This window comes from Roseateles sp. P1_C1_2, from assembly GCF_056406535.1.
In genome coordinates this window covers 176,941-194,062 of sequence record NZ_JBFUAB010000006.1, presented here as the reverse complement: position 1 = coordinate 194,062, position 17,122 = coordinate 176,941, and the positions used below count along the sequence as shown (strand labels likewise).

The following is a 17,122-nucleotide window of genomic DNA, read 5'->3' as shown; positions in this document are numbered from 1 at the left end:
GCCAGCAAGGGCTCTTACGCGAGTCCCATTTCCTGTATCGCCCGCACCAGCGCAGAAAACTCCACAGGTTTGCGGAAATGCATGAGAAAGCCTGCGTCAATCGACTTGCGCTGGTCGGCCTCGCGAGCAAACGCCGTCAACGCGATGGCGCGGATATTCCCGCCCTGATCCGCCGGCAAGGCCCTGACGCGCTCCAGCAGCTCGAAGCCTGTCATCTCAGGCATGCCGAGGTCGGAAACGAGCAAGTTCACCCCGGAACTGGGCAGCACGGCAAGCGCCTCGGCGCCAGTGGCCGCCGTCACCACCTGCGCCCCCTGCAGTTCCAACGCACGGGCGACCATCTCGCGCACCGTGTCGTCGTCATCCACAACCAGAATTCGCGCGCCGGCGAGCGAGGTTCGATCAACCGCGCCAGGGTCGGGTGAGGCGCTGGCGAGACTTCGCGCATTGATCAGCGGCAACCGCACTGAAAAGCGTGCACCGCGGTCCGGCCCGTCGCTGTGCACGCCTACTTGGCCGCCATGCAGTTCAACCAGGTTTCGCACGATCGACAAGCCAAGGCCCAGCCCGCCATGACGGCGCGCCATTGAACCGTCCGCCTGGCGGAACCGCTCGAAGACGAACGGCAGGAACTCGGACGAAATGCCGATGCCGGTATCTTCGACCACGATCTCCGCGACCTCGGCCGTGCAACGCAGCGCCACGTGCACCTCGCTGCCACGGGGAGTGAACTTGACCGCGTTGGAGACCAGGTTCGTCACCACCTGCTGCAGTCTCACAGCGTCGCCCATCACGGCCGCGCCCTCGTGCATCGTGACGTCTGTCGTGAGCCGCACGCCTGCACGGTCCGCTGCAGGCAGCAATAGCTCGACTGCCGCAAGCGTGAAGCTCGCCGCGGAGACCGGCGCGACATTCAGGATCAGCTTGCCGGTGGTGATGCGGCTCATGTCGAGGAGGTCCTCGATGAGCTGCACCTGTGCCTTCGCGCTGCGCTCGATGACGTCGATACCTTTCTTCAATTCGGCGTCTTGCTCGGCGGCCTTGCGGCGCAGGATGTGCACCCAGCCGGTGATGGCGCTCAGCGGGGTGCGCAGCTCATGGAAAGTGTTGCCAGGAACTCGTCCTTCACCAGGCCCGCTTGTTCCGCCGCCAGGCGGGCGGTGCGTTCGCTCTCCAGCAACTGGGTCCGCTCACGCATCGCGTCGCGAGAGGCGGCGTAGAGGCGCGCGTTGTCGATGGCGATGGCAGCCTGGCTGGCGATGCCTTCGGCGATCCGCTCACTGCGCTCGGTGAAGACGCCGACATTGGCATGGCCGAAGAACAAGCCGCCCAGCACTTCGCCCGAGCGGCTGATCACGGCTACCGCGAGGTAGCTGCGCACCGGCAGATGGCCTGCCGGCATGCCACGGTGGGGCCCCCATTGCCCGTAGCGCGGATCGGCCATCACATCGTCAAGCCTGATCGTCGGTTCGCCGCGGAAGGTTGGGCCGAACATGGGCGTCGGGCGAGGATGCCCGAAGTTCTCGAACTGCTTGCGGTCGGCGCCGGACGGCGTGTACAGCAGATAGGCCTCGCCATCGTCGTGGACGCCGTTGTAGAAAAATGCGCCGAACTGCGCGCCCGTCAGCGATGTCGCTGCGTCGGTCACGCGCTGCAGCAGGACGCCGATGTCCAGCTCCGCCGCCAGCGCGGCGCCGGTGCGGTTCAGAGTCTCCAGCGTGCGCGCCTCTTCGCGCAGGGCGGCCTCGGCTCGAGTGCGCTCCAGCGCCTCCCAGCACCGGGAGACGACGACCTTGACGAGTGAAATCTCCTCGTCGCTCCAGTGGCGCGGCACGCGCTGATGGACCGCCATGGCGGCCACGAAACGACCGTTCTTGTGCAGCGGCACGCAGATGACGGACTGGATGCTGGTGCGCACATAGGCGGTGCGATCGGTGCCGGCCGTGGCGGGGTCTCGATCCACGTCGTGATTGACATAGGCCTGGTCAGCGCGCATCAGCCTCAACACCGCTTCGCCGAAGTCGGCGAAGCGGTAGGTGCCCACGATGCTGGGCACGCCGTCGTTGAAATCACCGAGGAGGTCGAAGGTGTCCTGGTCTTCGCGCACCGTGGCATACGCGCAGCGATTGACGCCGAGATGGCGCCCCAGCAGCTCGGCGGTGATGTGCATCACGTCCGCCGGATCGACGAGTTCGCGGGTGGCCTGCGCCAGCGCATCAAGGAAGGCCAGGCGCCGCGAAGTCAGCACCTTCTCCGTGGTTTCTGCAAAGGTCACCAGCACGCCGCGGGCTTGGCCGAGCTCGTCGCGCACGGCGCTGTACGAGAAATTGAAGTAGACGTCCTCGGGATAGCCGAAACGGTCTATCGTCAGCTTGAAGTCATCGAAGCCCACGGGCTCGCCCTGCAGCACCCGCAGCCACATCGGCCCGATCCTTGGCCAGATTTCCGCCCACGTATCCGGCGCCCGCCCGCCCAGTGCGGCCCCAGCCTTGGCACCCAGAATCGGGCGATAGGCGTCGTTGAAGATCTGGATGAACTCGTCGCCCCACGCCAGGTACATCGGCAACTGGCACTCGAGCATCGTCGCCACGGTGATGCGCAGCGCCAAGGGCCAGCGGTCGAACGCGCCCAGGGCCGTGGTTTCCCACCGAAAAGCCCTGACCCGCGCGGCCATGTCGCCGCGGATGTGATCCAGCGCCAGCGGGGCGGAAGACAAGTCCATGCGCTCCAAAGATCGCGGCCACGCACGCGTGGCCTGCAGGGCGAATCAGAGTGTAGGCTTTCGGGCGGCGGCACTCGTCAGGCGCCCGGCAAGCGCTTCGACATGCACGCTGCCGCACTACTCAGCGCAGCGCCATGGCGATATAGCGTCCAGTGCGGCTCTGCGCCTCCGCGGCGATCGCTTCCGGGGGGCCGGCGCAAACGATGCGTCCGCCCTCGGCTCCGGCCCCCGGGCCGACATCGATGACCCAGTCGCTGGCGGCCACGACGCGCATCTCGTGCTCGACGACGACCACCGTGTTGCCGGCTTGCACGAGACTGTTGAGCTGGGCGAGCAGCTTGTCCACGTCCGCCGGGTGCAATCCGGTGGTGGGCTCGTCCAGCACGTACAGCGTCTGGCCGCGCTGGGCGCGCTGCAGCTCGGTCGCGAGCTTGATGCGCTGGGCCTCGCCGCCGGACAGCTCAGTAGCGGGCTGGCCCAGCCGCAGGTAGCCCAGGCCGATCTGCTGCAGCAGCGTCAGTGGCCGTGCCAGCGCCGCGTCCTGAGCGAAGAAGGCGGAGGCTTCATCCACCGTCATGCGCAGCACGTCGGCGATGCTTTGCTCGCGCAGGCGCACTTTCAGCGTCGCCTCGTTGTAGCGGGCGCCGTGGCAGGTGGGGCAGGGCGCGTAGACGCTGGGCATGAAGAGCAGCTCCACGCTGACAAAGCCTTCGCCCTCGCAGGTCTCGCAGCGGCCCTTGGCGACGTTGAACGAGAAGCGGCCCGCGTCATAGCGTTTGGCCTTCGCCGCCGGCGTGGCGGCGAAGAGCTTGCGCACGTGATCGAACAGGCCGGTGTAGGTCGCCAGATTGGAGCGCGGTGTGCGGCCTATGGGCTTCTGGTCGACGCGCACGAGCCGGCGGACGTGTTCCGCGCCGGCGACGATGTGGCCGTGCGTGACCTCCCGCGCCGCAACGTCGGAGTCGTCCTCCTCATCGGTCTCGGGCAGCGGCGGTTCGTGGCCCAAGGACTGGCCGACGAGGTCCACCAGCGCCTGGCTGATGAGGCTGGACTTGCCCGAGCCCGAGATGCCGGTGACGGCCACGAAGCAGCCGAGCGGGAACTTCACGCCCAGCCCGCGCAGGTTGTTGCGCGTGACGCCGGCGAGCTCCAGCCAGCCGCGTGCCTCGCGCCGCGCCGGCCGTTCGGGCCGGGCCTTTGGAAACAGGTAGGCAGCGGTGCGCGACGCGGCCACGGCCTCGAGCCCAGCCGGCGGCCCGCTGTACAAGACCTCGCCTCCACGCTCGCCGGCTTCGGGGCCCACATCCACCAGCCAGTCGGCCTCGCGCATCAGTTCCACGTCGTGCTCGACGATGAAGAGCGAGTTGCCGCTGTCCTTCAGCGCCTTCAGCGCGCGCAACAGCGCCTCGCCGTCGGCAGGATGCAGGCCGGCCGAGGGCTCGTCCAGCACGTAGATGACGCCGAACAGGTTGGAGCGGATCTGCGTGGCCAGCCGCAGGCGCTGCAGCTCGCCCGAGGAGAGCGTCGGCGTGCCGCGGTCCAGCGACAGATAGCCCAGGCCCAACTCGTTCAAGGTGGTGATGCGCTCCAGCATGTCGTGCGCGAGCCGCTGCGCCGCGATGCGCTTCTCTTCGGACTGCTCGGGTGTGCGCCTCACGTCCGGCGCCGCCGCATGGGCCTTGCCACCGGCGGCGACGCGCTGGGCGGCGTGCTGGCGAGAAGTGTGGCGACTGATGCCGCGGCCCTGGCTCGCGTGGGCTTCACCGCGAGCGGCCGGGCCGAGCACCGAAGCCAGTTCGCGCAATGGCATGCGCGCCATCTCGCCGATGTCCAGCCCGGCGAAGGTCACCGACAGCGCCTCGCGCTTGAGCCGCTTGCCCTCGCAGGTGGGGCAGTCGCTGGCGATCATGTACCGGGCGACGCGGCGCTTCATAAGCGCGCTCTGCGTCGTGGCGAAGGTGTGCAGCACGTATTTGCGCGCACCCATGAAGGTGCCCTGGTAGCTGGGCTCCATGCGGCTCTTGAGCGCGGCGCGGGTCTCGGCGGGCGTGAAGCCTGCGTAGACCGGCACGGTGGGCTGCTCCTCGGTGAAGAGGATCCAGTCGCGCACCTTCTTCGGCAGGTCTTGCCAGGGTTTGTCCACGTCGTGGCCCAGCGTGACGAGGATGTCGCGCAGGTTCTGACCGTGCCAGGCCGGCGGCCAGGCGGCGACGGCGCGCTCCCGGATGGTGAGCGAGGGGTCGGGCACCATGGACGCTTCGGTGACCTCGTAGACGCGGCCCAGCCCGTGGCAGCTGGGGCAGGCCCCCTGTGGCGTGTTGGGCGAGAAGTCCTCCGCGTACAGCATGGGCTGCCTGGGCGGGTAGTGGCCGGCGCGCGAGTACAGCATGCGCAGCAGGCTGGACAGCGACGTGGCACTGCCCACGGAAGAGCGCGCGCTGGGCGTGCCGCGCTGCTGCTGCAGGGCCACGGCCGGCGGCAGGCCGTCGATGGCGTCCACCGCGGGCACGCCGACCTGGTCGATCAGGCGGCGCGCATACGGTGCGACGGACTCGAAGTAGCGCCGCTGCGCCTCGGCATAGATGGTCGCGAAGGCCAGCGAGGACTTGCCTGAGCCCGACACGCCGCTGAAAACCACCAGGGCGTCGCGCGGGATGTCCACGTCGACGTTCTTCAGGTTGTGCTCGCGCGCTCCGCGCACGCGCACGAAACCGGTAAGGCGGGGCGGCTGGCGTTTGGACGTCACGGCAGTCAGGGCGGATGGTGGAAAAACGCGGGTGCCCTCATGGCGCCGCGACACAAGATTAAGCAGCGCTCGCGGGCTGCATGTCAGACAAGGCCGCAGTTACGGCGGGCGATGCGTAACTGCCGACGGGCGCGGGTGCGCGCTCCAGGGCGGGAACGCGTGTTGCCAGTACCGCCGCTGGAGACGACATGAGCAAGATCAGGACTGACGACCTGCAGCCCAGCAAGACCGTCTTGCTGCTGGTGGACTTCGTGAACCCTTTGAATTTCGATGGTGCGGCAGAGCTGGCCCCGTCGGCGCTGGAAGCTGCGAAGCAGACGGCCAAGCTGCGCCAGCACCTGGCCGCCGATGGCTTCCGCACCATCTACGCGAATGACAACTACGGCCAGTGGACATCCGACTTCAAGGCGCTCTGGCGGCACTGCCACGCCACTGCGGGCACCCCCGGAAAGATCGCCAAGCTCATGGCCCCCAAACGCGACGACTTCGCGCTGTTGAAGCCGCGCCATTCGGCCTTCTATGCCACGCCGCTGGACTTGCTTCTGAATCAATTGCACTGCAAGCGGCTCATCGTCACCGGCATCGCCGCAGACAGCTGCGTACTGTTCAGCGCCATGGATGCCTACCTGCGGGGCTACTCGGTTTGGGTTCCAGTCGACTGCGTCGCCGCCGAGTCTGCTGACGCGCGGGACAGCGCGCTGCAACAGATGGCGCGCGTGCTCAAGGCTGACATCAGGCCCTCCGAAGCAGTCCGATCTAAAAGGTAGCCATGAACTTGGCAGAACTGTTCTCGATTCACGTGTCGCCGCTCGAATTGTTCGCGCGGGGCACGCTGATGTACTGGTTCTTGCTGTTGATCTTCCGTTTCGTGCTGCGCCGCGATCCCGGGTCGTTCGGCGTGGCGGACATCCTCCTGGTGGTCGTCATTGCCGACGCCTCTCAGAACGGCATGTCTGGCAGCTACCAGACCGTGGCGGAAGGTTTCATCCTCGTCGGCACCCTGGTGTTCTGGAACTACGCGCTCGACTGGGCCAGTTTCCGGTGGAAGGCCGTCCGCAAGCTCACTGAGCCCGACCCGCTGCAACTCGTCAAGGATGGGCAGATGCTGATGCGCAACCTGCGCAAGGAGTTTCTGACCCGCGAGGACGTGCAGGCGCAACTGCGCCAAGCCGGTGTCGACGACGTCTGCAAGGTGCGAGCAGCCTTCCTCGAAGGCGACGGGAAGCTGTCCGTCCTGAAGTTCGATGAAGAGGGATCCCAGCGCCAAGACAAGAACGAAGGGCCGCCCGGGGCATAGCTCGGCGCGCTGCCCCGGCATGTCGTCTCCTTGCGGTCCGCGGTAGATTGCTGATCCGGTTTGCAACTCAACTGCCGGGCACGTCGCCCGCACTTCCCGGTGTCCTCCATGCGCATCGCCACCTACAACATCAACGGCCTGAACGCCCGCCTTCCCGTCTTGCTGCGCTGGCTCGAGAAGACGCAGCCCGACGTCGCTTGCCTGCAGGAGTTGAAGTCGCCCCAGGACCGTTTTCCAAGAGAGGAGTTGCAGGCGCTCGGGTATGAGGCTGTCTGGCACGGCCAGAAAAGCTGGAATGGTGTCGCCGTCCTCGTGCGCGGCCGGGCGCCCGTGGAGGTCCAAAGAGGGCTGCCGGATGACCCGGACGACACCCAGAGCCGCTACCTCGAGGTCGATGTGGGCGGCCTGAAGGTGGTGTGTCTGTACCTGCCGAACGGCAACCCGGCCCCGGGTCCCAAGTTCGACTACAAGCTGCGCTGGATGGAGCAATTCATCCTTCATGCCGCGGGGCTGATTCAAGGCGACATGCCGGTGGTGCTGGCCGGGGACTACAACGTGATCCCCACCCCGCGCGACGTGTACAAACCCGAACGCTGGGTCGATGACGCTCTGTTTCGCACCGAGACGCGCGAAGCGTTCGAGCGGCTGATTTCGCAGGGCTGGACGGACGCGATCCGGGCGCTCCATCCCGATACCACGATCTACACCTACTTCGATTACTTCAGGAATGCCTTCCAACGCCACGCCGGATTGCGCATTGATCATCTGCTGCTGACCCCATCGCTTGTGCCCCGGTTGCGCGCAGCGGCCGTGGACCTCGAAGTCCGCGGCTGGGAAAAGTCCAGCGACCATGCGCCGGTGTGGATCGAGCTGGACTGAAGTCTTGCGAATCGATTCGCTGCGCCGAACAACGGGCAAGGGCGCGCTTTCATCAACCGGTGCAAGGGGCCGCATTCGCGCCGACCTGGCGACTTGAATCGGTGAAGGGTCTCCACTGGCCGCGTGGCTGTCTGAGCCGGTCGGCAACCACTTCAAGCACCTTGGCGTTCCAGCCCATGCCGCAATGGCTGCCTTCCACCTCGACGTTCTCTGTGTCGCGGCGGCGCCCGGGCTGTATGCAGGCCTGCCAGGCCACCACGCCGTCGGTGCGGCTGTAGATGGAGGTTGTGGGCACCGCGGGGGCCGTCCGCAATTGCTGGCGCATGGCACTGTCGAGAACGGGCTTGCGCCCATTCAGCAACCGGTACACGAGGGCCGCGTGTGTGTCGTCGTTGCCGCCAGCGAACGGCGTGCCAATCGTGATGACCTGGCGCACATTCGTGCCAAGCCGCTTGGCGATTTCCCGCGCATAGATCCCGCCGAGACTCCAGCCGATCAGGCTGACATCCAGCAAGCCGTCCGTCGGCAGCGCAGCCACGTGTTCAGCCAGTTCATCCAGCCATGCGTTGGGCTCGCCCTGAGGGCCGGTGTTGAATCCTCGGCCCCAGTCATGCGTCTCGTAGCCGAGGTCACGGCAGAACGAGATGAGCGGTCCCGTGGCGTGTCTGTCTGATGCCAGGCCGGGAAACACCACGACGGCATGGCCGTCCCCGCGCGCGATCCCCGAAGAATCCATCACGCGCATGCGCGCATATTCCCAGGCCGCTCGAAGTGGCTCCAGGCCCAACAGGGCCAACGAGGGTGCCGACGCTGCAGAAGCGGAATCCAATCGTGTCATTGCGATCTCCATGTTGCATTGCAGCAATGTGCCGCGACATGGCAATACGCATCGTGCGTCGAGGCGCACTTGCAGGGTCAGACGAGACCTACTGGGAGAGGCTGCCGACCTGGCCGAATCGCTTGCTGAGATAGGGAGAGTCGGCGACGCCGAACCGCCAGGGCCGATGGGTGGCTTTGGTGATGCCGATGCGGGCACCGACGGCCAAACGGACCTGCGTGGGAGGCTCAAGCAGTTCGAACGGTGGCTGGTCCAACGGCAAGCCGTCGAAAGACCGATCAATCGCCAGGGCCTGGCCGACCCGACCTGGCCCGGCGGCCAGCAGTTCCATTTGCAGAACGCCACGGCGTTCGCGCATCAAGTCCAGTCCGCGCGTCGGTTCGATCGCGCGAATGAGGACGGCCGCACCGTGGCCGGCCTCCCGACAGACAACGTTCAGGCACCAGTGAAGGCCGTAGCTCAGGTAGACATAGGCTCTGCCGGGTGGGCCAAACATCGTGGCGTTGCGTGGTGTCGGTCCCTTGAAGCTGTGCGAAGCCGCATCGTCGACGTCGTAGGCCTCGGTTTCGACGATCACGCCGCCGACGCCCTTCACCAGCAGCGTCCAGCCGACCAGCCGTCTTGCCACGGTTTCCGGACCTTGCGCAAAGTCCATGTGTCACCCACGCCGCCTTCAGTCGTGTGCCGGCAGTGGGTCAGCTGCGCTTGCCTTTCAGGTGCTGCTCCACCTCGGCGGCGCGGTCGCCTACCGCGGCAACCGCCTGCTTCAGCTGTTCGGTCGTGACGCCGAACTTGGCGGCCCAATCGCGCAGCTCATAGTCCTCGTTGACATTGATGCGTTGACGGTCCTGGCCGCCGGTCTTTGCCTTGTCGTCTGCCATGTTGTTGCTCCGGCATGTTGATGTCGGTGGAGGAGGGCAAGGCCCGGATGACCAGGCCTTGCCGCAAGCCGGTCAGTGCGGGTCGCCGGCCTGGCCCATCAGTTCTGCCTTCCGCGCGGCGATCTCCTCGCCGATCACATCCAGGTCGAGGTCGGACTTGCGAATCTTGGGGAACATCTCGCCTTCCTCTTCCTTGACGTGATGGTCGATGTACTCACCCAGCACCTTGACCTTGGCGTCATACAGCGGATCGTCAGGCGAGCCGGCCTCGATCTGAGCAATCAGCTCCTTGGCGCTGGCGTGCTCCACGTCGGCCTCGTCGACCAGATCCTCGTCTTCGCCCAGCACTTCGCGAGCGCGCGGGTAGAAGAGTTCCTCTTCCGCGGTTGCATGGGCGGTCAGCATCACGCAGATCTGCGCGGCGACGACCTGCTTCTCTCCGGGATCAGCTTCAGCTTTGACGAGCTTGTCGTAGGCCTTGAAGAGCGCCTTCACCTCGCGGTGGTCGGTGATCAGGAGGTCGATCGCGTCGGGAGCTTCGCTGCCACGGGCCTTTGAACCCGTGGCAGGTTTGGTGGATGCGCCCTTGGACGCCTTGGCTGAGGTTTTCGTTGCGGTTGGCATGTGATTTCCTACTGGCTGGTGGCAAAGCGCGCCGCCCAATGCAAGCCGAGCGGCGCGGGGTTCAAACGGCGCTTTCGTGCCTTTTCAAGCTTCTCCATCGGCAAATTTCATGCCCTGAAGCAGCGCCAGTGACAAGGTACTGACGATTGGGCAATGAGCTGCTCGACAGCCTTACTTTTTGGGAGCGACGCTCAAGGCCTGGGCCATTTCAAGATGATGACGAAGGCCCGGCAGCGTCTTTTCCGCCCAGGCCTTCACCTCGGGGTCCTTGGCGTTCTTGGCGGCGTCCTCGAACAGCTTGATCGTGCCCTTGTGCGCATTCACGCCGAAGTGCTTGGCGTAGCGCTCGTCGAATTTGTCGTTGTCGCCAGCGTCAATCAGCTTGAGCTCGGCCTTCTGCTTGATCGACGGGCCTTCCGGGAGCTTGACGCTCTTCTTCGCGGCCAGGGCCTTGAGTTCGTCGGCGACCTTCGTGTGGTCGGTAATCATGGCGTCGGCAAACGCCTTCACGTCGGCACTTTTTGCCTTGGATTGGGCCAGCTTGCTCGCCTCGATCTCCGCGGCACCAGCGTGCGCGGCATCCTTCATGAATGACTCGTCGGACTTGGCGTGGGCTGGCAACGCCACCAGTGCGGTGAGCGTGAGGAGAGCGATTGACAGTAGATGTTGAACACGACGCATGGAAGCTCCTTCATGGAAAAAACTGCGCTGCAGCTGCGACGCCGTTTTGGGCAAATGACGTTCCCGTTGACCAAGCTGCCAACCTCAACCGGGGAAAAAAGAAGCCCTGGGGCAGTGATGCTCAAGGGCTTTTCGGAGTTCCTGGGACGACGCGGGATCGCTCAGGATGATCGGTTGGTGGAGAGGAGGAGGATCGAAATCGTCCCTGGAAGGCTTGCAGCGCCTGGTAGGTCCTGCCGGCGTCGGGTGCTGTGCCTATCGGATGGCGATCTGCATGGCAAGACGGCCTGCCTGCAGCCGCAAGAGACACAGCACGCACAGCAGCGAGAACACCGTTCCTGCAAGCAGCGTGTAGCGATAGTCATGCTCGGACAGGTCGAGCATTGGCCCCTGGATGCTGCTGACAAGGATGGTGCCGAAGATGACCATCAGGTCTTTGGTCGAGTTGAATTGCACGAAGCTGGCGCGAGGAAACAGCGCCATTGGCATTGAGGCGGCGGCCGTGAACCAGGCGCCTGAGATCACCACGTGGGCGAAGTAGAAGGCGCGGAAGCTGGCGGCGTCCGACACCATGGCGAAACCGGCCGCGGAGATGGCGCAGTACACCGTCATGATGACCACCGAGACCCGCAGTGCGCCAAAGCGATCAGCCATGGACCCGATGGCAAAAGCCGACACGATGGACACCGCATAGCCTGCCGCCGTCAACGCGCCCAGCGTGGTCTTCTGGATGCCCGCCGCGTGCGCATAGTGAAGGTAGAAGGTGTTGAAGGGACTGAAGGTGACGCTCGCCAGCACGAAGGCGGCGACGGCCCACCCATAGGGGCGATAGCGGAAGCAGGCCAGCACATGATCGAGTGGAAATCTCAGCCGGCTCCCGGTTCTGACCGCGGAGGGAGTCTCGGGCGGCAAGGGCGTTTCTTTCAGCATCAACGCCATCGCGAGGATGGGCAGGCAGAAGAAGAGGCCGACGCCGATCAGGACCTCGCGCAGATAGTGGTCCGTGAGCGCGAAGATCCAGTTGTGGTACGCGATGCCGATCGTCAGGCTGACGATCCGGAACACCGCAAAGAAGCGACCGAGCAGGCCCGCGGGCACGAGGTCGTTGACGAGGCCGTTGAACAGCGAGAAAGCGCTGATGGCGGCGCAGTCGAATGCGGCCCAGAACAGGCTGAACAGGACGAGGCGGCAGTTGTGCAGGCCGGGTGACCAGCCGCCCAGTGCTGCGTCGAGCGAGCCCGCCAGTGTGGGCGACGCGGCCAGGCCCACCATGGCCAGAAGACCGGTGGGCGCGGCAATCATCAGGAAGGGCTTGCGCCTGCCGAGGCGGCTGCGGCAGCGGTCCGAGTGATAGCCGGCCAGCGGCACCAGCAGCAAGCTCAAGGCGGCGGGCACGGTGGACAGCAGCAGCGAGATCGTGGTGTCGGACGCCGCATGCCGGCGCAGCAGTTCGAGCGCGCTCGGCACGGCCGCGCGCTCGCGCATCGAGACGCCGAAATCGCCGCACAGCAGCCAGAGCAGCAGGACGGCCAGGCCGGCAAGGCCGGTCGACAGGACGCTTCGGGCGCTGGCAGAGCGCACGTAGTTCATCGTCAGCCGCGCTGCGGGACTGGACCGGTCGATTTGCGCACGATGAGCTCGAGGGGCAGGGCGATCTTCTTCGCCTCCTGGCTCTGGCCCTCGATGAGCGCCATCAGTTCCCGCACGGCGCACGCACTGAGCTCTACCAGCGGCTGGCGCATCGTGGTCAGCGGGGGGTGGATATGGCCGGAGATGGCGATGTCATCGAAGCCGACGACCGAGATGTCGCCCGGCACACGCAAGCCCTTGCTGTGGATGGCATCGATGGCGCCGAACGCCATCTCATCGTTGGCGGCAAAGATGGCCGTTGGCGGCTCGGACAAGGACAGCAGTTGCTGGGTTGCCGCGTACCCGCCGCTTTGAACGAAGCGGCCGGTGACGATCAATGCCGGATCGACGGCAATCCCGGCAGCGTTCAATGTTTCGACATAGGCGGCCTGGCGCTCGCCGCTCTGGCCGGTGTGATGCGAGCCGGCGATGAAGGCGATGCGACGGTGGCCCAGTGAAAGCAGATGCTCGACGGCCAAGCAGGCGCCCTTGCGGTTCTCTACGACGACGACCGGCAGCTTGGTGCTGCGTGCCTCGAAGTTGACGAAAACGCAGGGCAGTTGGCGCTGCTCCAGCTCGGCAAGGTAGCCGTCCTCGACGTTCGGCATGGGCAATACCAGGCCCGCGCACAGGTTGGCCAGCATGTCGCGCGTGCCCGCGCGTTCCGGGCCGTCGAAGCGCTCGGCATTGAAAAGCACGATGTCGTAGCCACGGGCGCGGGCCTCGTTGCTGATTTCCCTGGTGATCTCGTGAAGCGCGAGTGAGCCGAAGTTGTTGACGAAGATGCCGATCAGCCGGCTCTCCGCGCCGCGCATGCGTCGCGCCACCATGTCCGGCGCGTAGTTCAGCTGTGCCGCGGCTTCCATGATCCGCGCCCGCGCGTCCTCGGAGACGTAGCCCTTGCCGCGAATTGCGCGCGATGCCGTGATGGGGGCGACGCCAGCCAGCTTTGCTACTTCACTGAGCCTGCTCGGTTTGGGCATAGATCGACGTAGAAATTGGATACCTAATGTGGTCACGATACCACATTCTGTGATGGCAAGGATCTGTTACTCCGTATAAACCCCCAGCCGCTGCGGTCTCGCGGCGCGACGGAAGAAAAATCCTTGTCCGTGATCACCAATATGCTAACGTGACCATATTCGCTTCCAATGATGGGCTGGCATTGCTCATCAGGTGCACTCCGCAATGATCAGACTGAAGAATCACGTGACTGGCCTGTTGTTTGCGCTGAGCCTGGCGCTTGGCGGTTGCGCGAATGCGCCCGCCAAAAGTGGGGCCGGCAGTCGCAGTGACGTGCTTGCCGCGATCGACAAGGTCAATGCCTATTGGCAGGCCCGCACGCCAGCGCAGGAAAGTCCGTTCTGGAACGTGGCGGCCTATCACACCGGCAACATCGAGGCCTATCGGGTGACGGGCAAGGACAGCTACCGGCGCTATTCAGAGGCCTGGGCGGAGCACAACCAATGGGCGGGCGCGAAGTCGCAGGACAAGGCCAGCTGGAAGTACAGCTATGGTGAAACCGACGACCACGTGTTGTTCGGTGATTGGCAGATCTGTTTTCAGGTCTATGCCGATCTCTACCAGCTCGACAAGGATCCACGCAAGATCGCCCGCGCCCGCGAGGTGATGGAATATCAGATGAGCACCACCAATAAGGATTATTGGTGGTGGGTGGATGGGCTTTATATGGTCATGCCCGTCATGACGAAACTCCACAAGATCACCGGCAATCGTCAATATCTCGACAAGCTGTACGAGTATTACAGCCACGCCGGCAGCATCATGTACGACCCGGCCGAGCAGCTCTACTACCGCGATGCCAGATACGTTTATCCGAAGCACAAGAGCGTCAACGGGAAGAAGGACTTCTGGGCGCGCGGCGACGGCTGGGTGTTTGCCGGGCTCGCGAGAGTGCTGTCGGACTTGCCCCAGGACGACCCGCATCGCGGCGAATACATCGAACGGCTGCAGGCCATGGCGGCGGCGCTGGTGCCGCTGCAGCAGCCCGAGGGCTACTGGACGCGCAGCCTCATGGACCCGGCCCACGCTCCCGGGCCCGAGACCAGTGGCACCGCGTTTTTCACCTACGGCCTGCTCTGGGGTATCAACAACGGCTTGCTGCCGCGCGACCGATATCTGCCGGCCGCGCAGCGCGGCTGGCATTACCTGACGACGGTCGCCATGCAGCCGGACGGCAAGCTGGGCTATGTGCAACCCATCGGTGACCGCGCGATTCCGGGTCAGGTGGTCGACCAGAATTCCACGTCGCACTTTGGCGTCGGCGCTTTCCTCCTTGCCGGGGCGGAAATGGCCCGCCTGCTCGATAAATGACGCTGCCGCCAGGAGGTCCTATGGAACGCCGCAATTTCATGCGCGCAGCGGCCTGTGGGTCAGCCCTGCCGGCGCTGCTGGGCGCGGGCTCTGCGGGCTCTGCGGTGTCCACGGGGGCGCCCGGCCAGGAGCGTGCCTACCTGCTGGACCTGCTCCGGCAGATGGCCGAGCCGGTACTGGACCCCATGTCCAGGGGCGAGCTGAAGAAGAAGTTCGTGCTGGAGCTCAGCCCCACCTGGGATGGTCGGGACCCGTCGGTTGCCTATCTCGAATGTTTTGGCCGCCTGATGTCGGGCATCGCGCCTTGGCTCGCGCTGCCGGCCGATGCCACGCCCGAAGGCAGGTTGCGCCAGCGCCTGCAGCAGCAGGCCCTGCAAAGCTATGCCAACGCGGTCGACCCCAAAAACCCCGACTACCTGACCTGGAAGGGCCACGGTCAGGCGTTGGTCGATTCGGCCTACTTCACCAATGCCTTGATGCGCGCCCCCAAGGTGTTGTGGGAGCCGCTCGATGCCACCACCAAGGGCCGCATCATTGCCGAGATCAAGGGCCTGCGCCGCATCGAGGTGCCCTACATCAACTGGCTGCTGTTCGCGGCGATGAACGAGGCCTGGCTGTTGTCCATCGGCGAGGAATCCGACCCGATGCGCATGAATGGCGCGATCCGCAAGATCAACGAGTGGTATGTCGGCGACGGATGGATCAAGGACGGCCAGGACTTCCATTTCGACTACTACTGCTCCTACGTCATGTACCCCATGCTCCTCGAGATCCTCGAGGTGCTGGCGGCCAGGAAGGCGCCGTTCTGGAACGCCAAGCCGGAAGACCTGCTGGCGCAAGCCACCAAGCGCGCGCAGCGCTACTGCGAACACCTGGAGCGTTTCGTGGGGCCGGAAGGCAGCTACCCGCCCATCGGCCGCTCGCTGACCTACCGCACCGCGGTATTCCAGCCACTGGCCTTGCTGGCCTGGCGCAAGCAGCTTCCCGCCTCGCTGCCCGAGGGCCAGGTCCGTTCGGCCCTGCACGCGGCCCATGTCGCCATCTGGGGCGGCCCGGGCAACTTCAGCAAAGATGGCTTCCTCACCATCGGCTTTCGCGGCCACCAGCCCGAGCTGGGGGACTGGTACTCGAACAACGGCAGCATGTACATCGCTGCGGCCGGCCTGCTGGCCTTGGGCCTGCCGGCCAGCGATTCCTACTGGACCGCGCCTGCGCAGGACTGGACGCAGAAGAAGGCGTTCAGCGGCAGCAGGTTTCCCAAAGACTACGCGGTGAACTATTGATGTGGCGTGCCATCTTCGCCGCAGGGCTGGCCTTGGCGGCGCTCGGTGCCGAGGCGGCCGAGCGCATGGTCATCACCGTCCGGCATGAGCTGAAGGCGGCGCGTCCGGCCGAGACGATCACGATCCCGTGGGCGGAGGTTGCCCGGCGCCTGCCGGGGGCGCTGATGCTGCAGCTGGCCGTGCGTGATGCCAGTGGCCGCCTGTTGCCCTACCAGGTCACCAATGTGGCGCCATTGGCGCGGGACCCCAAGGGCGCGGGCATCGCCTACGGTGAGCTGATCTTCCAGCACGACTTCGCGGCGGATGAGCAGAGCGCCCGCTTCACCGTCGAGAGGAGCGCCACGGTGGCGCCGCCGTTCCCGGTCAAGGCGTTTGCCCGCTATGTTCCCGAGCGCCTGGACGACTTCGCATGGGAAAACGACAAGATCGGCCATCGCACCTACGGGCCGGCGCTGGCCGAACCGGCGCCGCCGGGCAGTGACAAGGAAGTGCTGGTGACGAGCGGCCTGGACATCTGGTTCAAGCGCCCGTCCTATCTCATCATCGACCGTTGGTACAACAAGGGGCACGATCACTATCACCGGGAAGAGGGCGAGGGCCTGGACATGTACGCCGTCGGCCGTACGCGTGGCGCGGGCGGCACCGGCATCTGGAATGGCAGCCGCCTCTTCACCAGTCGCAACTACTCGGCCTGGCGTGTGCTGGCGAACGGGCCCGTGCGGGCTGTCTTCGAGCTGGATTACGCGGCCTGGGACGCGGAGGGTGTGTCCGTCAGCGAAACCAAGCGCTTCACGGTCGACGCGGGCCACTTTTTCGACGTGGTCGAAAGCAGCTTCAGCACCCCCAGCCCGCAGACGCTCACTGTCGCCCTGGGCTTGAACAAGAAGCCGGCCTACGCTGAGCAGGCGCCGGAGGTCGCCGCCTACCGCGCGCCGGACACGTTGATGCAGTGGGTGCGCCAGCGCAGCGCGGGTGACTTCGGCACCGCCATCGTCCTGCCGGGTGCGCAGGGTTATGCAGCGGATGCCGACAACGAGCTGATCCTCGTCAAGGCCAGGACCGGGCAGCCGCTGCGCTACTTCCTGGGCGCAGCGGCCAGCTGGTCCGGCGAATTCCCCGCGGCGCCGGCCTGGCAGGCCTATGTGGAGGCCTATCGYCAGCGCGTGGCTTCGCCGATCCGCGTTGAAGTCGGTGCGGAGTAGCCACGC

Annotated in this window: 16 protein-coding genes; 6 read left to right on the top strand and 10 right to left on the bottom strand. The window is 65.6% G+C overall.

The genetic code is table 11. The features are described from left to right. Positions 1-14: 14 nt before the first annotated feature. From AC1D2H_RS07885 to AC1D2H_RS07875, 3 genes are all read right to left on the bottom strand, one after another. Positions 15-1,061, bottom strand: coding sequence for a hybrid sensor histidine kinase/response regulator (locus AC1D2H_RS07885; RefSeq protein ID WP_478010549.1), 1,047 nt, complete (start codon positions 1,059-1,061; stop codon positions 15-17). Positions 1,062-1,078: 17 nt separating this feature from the next. Beyond that, a complete protein-coding gene (locus tag AC1D2H_RS07880) occupies positions 1,079-2,722 on the bottom strand; it encodes a GAF domain-containing protein (RefSeq protein WP_478010584.1) in 1,644 nt (547 codons plus the stop codon). 121 nt (positions 2,723-2,843) lie between these two features. After that, positions 2,844-5,468 carry an excinuclease ABC subunit UvrA gene (locus AC1D2H_RS07875; protein WP_478010548.1) on the bottom strand — a complete coding sequence of 875 codons (2,625 nt, stop codon included), beginning with the start codon at positions 5,466-5,468 and terminating at the stop codon, positions 2,844-2,846. 188 nt (positions 5,469-5,656) lie between these two features. Here AC1D2H_RS07875 and AC1D2H_RS07870 point away from each other — a divergent pair, with 188 nt between their 5' ends. The 3 genes from AC1D2H_RS07870 (at position 5,657) to xth (ending at position 7,644) form a co-directional block, all read left to right on the top strand. Then, on the top strand, positions 5,657-6,235 hold the full coding sequence (locus tag AC1D2H_RS07870) for a cysteine hydrolase family protein (RefSeq protein ID WP_478010547.1): 579 nt from the start codon (positions 5,657-5,659) through the stop codon (positions 6,233-6,235). A gap of 2 nt (positions 6,236-6,237) precedes the next feature. Then, entirely contained in the window at positions 6,238-6,765 is a 528-nt protein-coding gene (locus tag AC1D2H_RS07865; protein ID WP_478010546.1) for a DUF421 domain-containing protein, read from the top strand. A gap of 108 nt (positions 6,766-6,873) precedes the next feature. Next, the gene (gene xth / locus AC1D2H_RS07860; protein ID WP_478010545.1) at positions 6,874-7,644 is read left to right on the top strand and encodes an exodeoxyribonuclease III; all 771 of its coding nucleotides are present in this window, start codon (positions 6,874-6,876) and stop codon (positions 7,642-7,644) included. Between the two features lie 52 nt (positions 7,645-7,696). Here xth and AC1D2H_RS07855 read toward each other — a convergent pair whose 3' ends face one another. The 7 genes from AC1D2H_RS07855 to AC1D2H_RS07825 form a co-directional block, all read right to left on the bottom strand. Then, positions 7,697-8,482 (bottom strand): esterase/lipase family protein, encoded by a 786-nt coding sequence (locus AC1D2H_RS07855; RefSeq protein WP_478010544.1) that lies wholly within the window; start codon positions 8,480-8,482, stop codon positions 7,697-7,699. A gap of 88 nt (positions 8,483-8,570) precedes the next feature. Further along, on the bottom strand, positions 8,571-9,137 hold the full coding sequence (locus tag AC1D2H_RS07850) for a DNA-3-methyladenine glycosylase (protein ID WP_478010543.1): 567 nt from the start codon (positions 9,135-9,137) through the stop codon (positions 8,571-8,573). A 40-nt stretch (positions 9,138-9,177) separates the two neighbouring features. Then, entirely contained in the window at positions 9,178-9,363 is a 186-nt protein-coding gene (locus AC1D2H_RS07845; protein ID WP_477928174.1) for a DUF3606 domain-containing protein, read from the bottom strand. Positions 9,364-9,435: 72 nt separating this feature from the next. After that, positions 9,436-9,987 carry a hemerythrin domain-containing protein gene (locus tag AC1D2H_RS07840; protein WP_478010542.1) on the bottom strand — a complete coding sequence of 184 codons (552 nt, stop codon included), beginning with the start codon at positions 9,985-9,987 and terminating at the stop codon, positions 9,436-9,438. 171 nt (positions 9,988-10,158) lie between these two features. Further along, complete coding sequence (locus AC1D2H_RS07835) at positions 10,159-10,668, bottom strand: DUF4142 domain-containing protein (protein ID WP_477928170.1); 510 nt, start codon at positions 10,666-10,668, stop codon at positions 10,159-10,161. A 255-nt stretch (positions 10,669-10,923) separates the two neighbouring features. Then, entirely contained in the window at positions 10,924-12,258 is a 1,335-nt protein-coding gene (locus AC1D2H_RS07830; RefSeq protein WP_477928168.1) for an MFS transporter, read from the bottom strand. Between the two features lie 2 nt (positions 12,259-12,260). Continuing rightward, complete coding sequence (locus tag AC1D2H_RS07825; protein WP_478010541.1) at positions 12,261-13,280, bottom strand: LacI family DNA-binding transcriptional regulator; 1,020 nt, start codon at positions 13,278-13,280, stop codon at positions 12,261-12,263. 205 nt (positions 13,281-13,485) lie between these two features. Here AC1D2H_RS07825 and AC1D2H_RS07820 point away from each other — a divergent pair, with 205 nt between their 5' ends. From AC1D2H_RS07820 to AC1D2H_RS07810, 3 genes are read left to right on the top strand one after another with little or no spacing between them, the layout of a single operon-like run. Further along, complete coding sequence (locus tag AC1D2H_RS07820) at positions 13,486-14,631, top strand: glycoside hydrolase family 88/105 protein (RefSeq protein WP_478010540.1); 1,146 nt, start codon at positions 13,486-13,488, stop codon at positions 14,629-14,631. Positions 14,632-14,651: 20 nt separating this feature from the next. Further along, positions 14,652-15,914, top strand: coding sequence for a DUF2264 domain-containing protein (locus AC1D2H_RS07815; RefSeq protein WP_478010539.1), 1,263 nt, complete (start codon positions 14,652-14,654; stop codon positions 15,912-15,914). Beyond that, positions 15,914-17,116: a DUF4861 family protein gene (locus AC1D2H_RS07810; RefSeq protein WP_478010538.1), complete on the top strand. Its 1,203-nt coding sequence runs from the start codon at positions 15,914-15,916 to the stop codon at positions 17,114-17,116. The genes AC1D2H_RS07815 and AC1D2H_RS07810 overlap by 1 nt, the downstream gene beginning before the upstream one ends. Positions 17,117-17,122 lie beyond the last annotated feature (6 nt).

Excerpts from the sequence above, each read along its gene's own strand:
- AC1D2H_RS07835 (WP_477928170.1), bottom strand. The coding sequence starts at position 10,668 with ATGCGTCGTGTTCAACATCTACTGTCAATCGCTCTCCTCACGCTCACC.
- AC1D2H_RS07870 (WP_478010547.1), top strand. The coding sequence starts at position 5,657 with ATGAGCAAGATCAGGACTGACGACCTGCAGCCCAGCAAGACCGTCTTG.
- xth (WP_478010545.1), top strand. The coding sequence starts at position 6,874 with ATGCGCATCGCCACCTACAACATCAACGGCCTGAACGCCCGCCTTCCC.
- AC1D2H_RS07865 (WP_478010546.1), top strand. The coding sequence starts at position 6,238 with ATGAACTTGGCAGAACTGTTCTCGATTCACGTGTCGCCGCTCGAATTG.
- AC1D2H_RS07845 (WP_477928174.1), bottom strand. The coding sequence starts at position 9,363 with ATGGCAGACGACAAGGCAAAGACCGGCGGCCAGGACCGTCAACGCATC.
- AC1D2H_RS07830 (WP_477928168.1), bottom strand. The coding sequence starts at position 12,258 with ATGAACTACGTGCGCTCTGCCAGCGCCCGAAGCGTCCTGTCGACCGGC.
- AC1D2H_RS07840 (WP_478010542.1), bottom strand. The coding sequence starts at position 9,987 with ATGCCAACCGCAACGAAAACCTCAGCCAAGGCGTCCAAGGGCGCATCC.
- AC1D2H_RS07855 (WP_478010544.1), bottom strand. The coding sequence starts at position 8,482 with ATGACACGATTGGATTCCGCTTCTGCAGCGTCGGCACCCTCGTTGGCC.
- AC1D2H_RS07815 (WP_478010539.1), top strand. The coding sequence starts at position 14,652 with ATGGAACGCCGCAATTTCATGCGCGCAGCGGCCTGTGGGTCAGCCCTG.
- AC1D2H_RS07850 (WP_478010543.1), bottom strand. The coding sequence starts at position 9,137 with ATGGACTTTGCGCAAGGTCCGGAAACCGTGGCAAGACGGCTGGTCGGC.
- AC1D2H_RS07820 (WP_478010540.1), top strand. The coding sequence starts at position 13,486 with ATGATCAGACTGAAGAATCACGTGACTGGCCTGTTGTTTGCGCTGAGC.
- AC1D2H_RS07880 (WP_478010584.1), bottom strand. The coding sequence starts at position 2,722 with ATGGACTTGTCTTCCGCCCCGCTGGCGCTGGATCACATCCGCGGCGAC.
- AC1D2H_RS07825 (WP_478010541.1), bottom strand. The coding sequence starts at position 13,280 with ATGCCCAAACCGAGCAGGCTCAGTGAAGTAGCAAAGCTGGCTGGCGTC.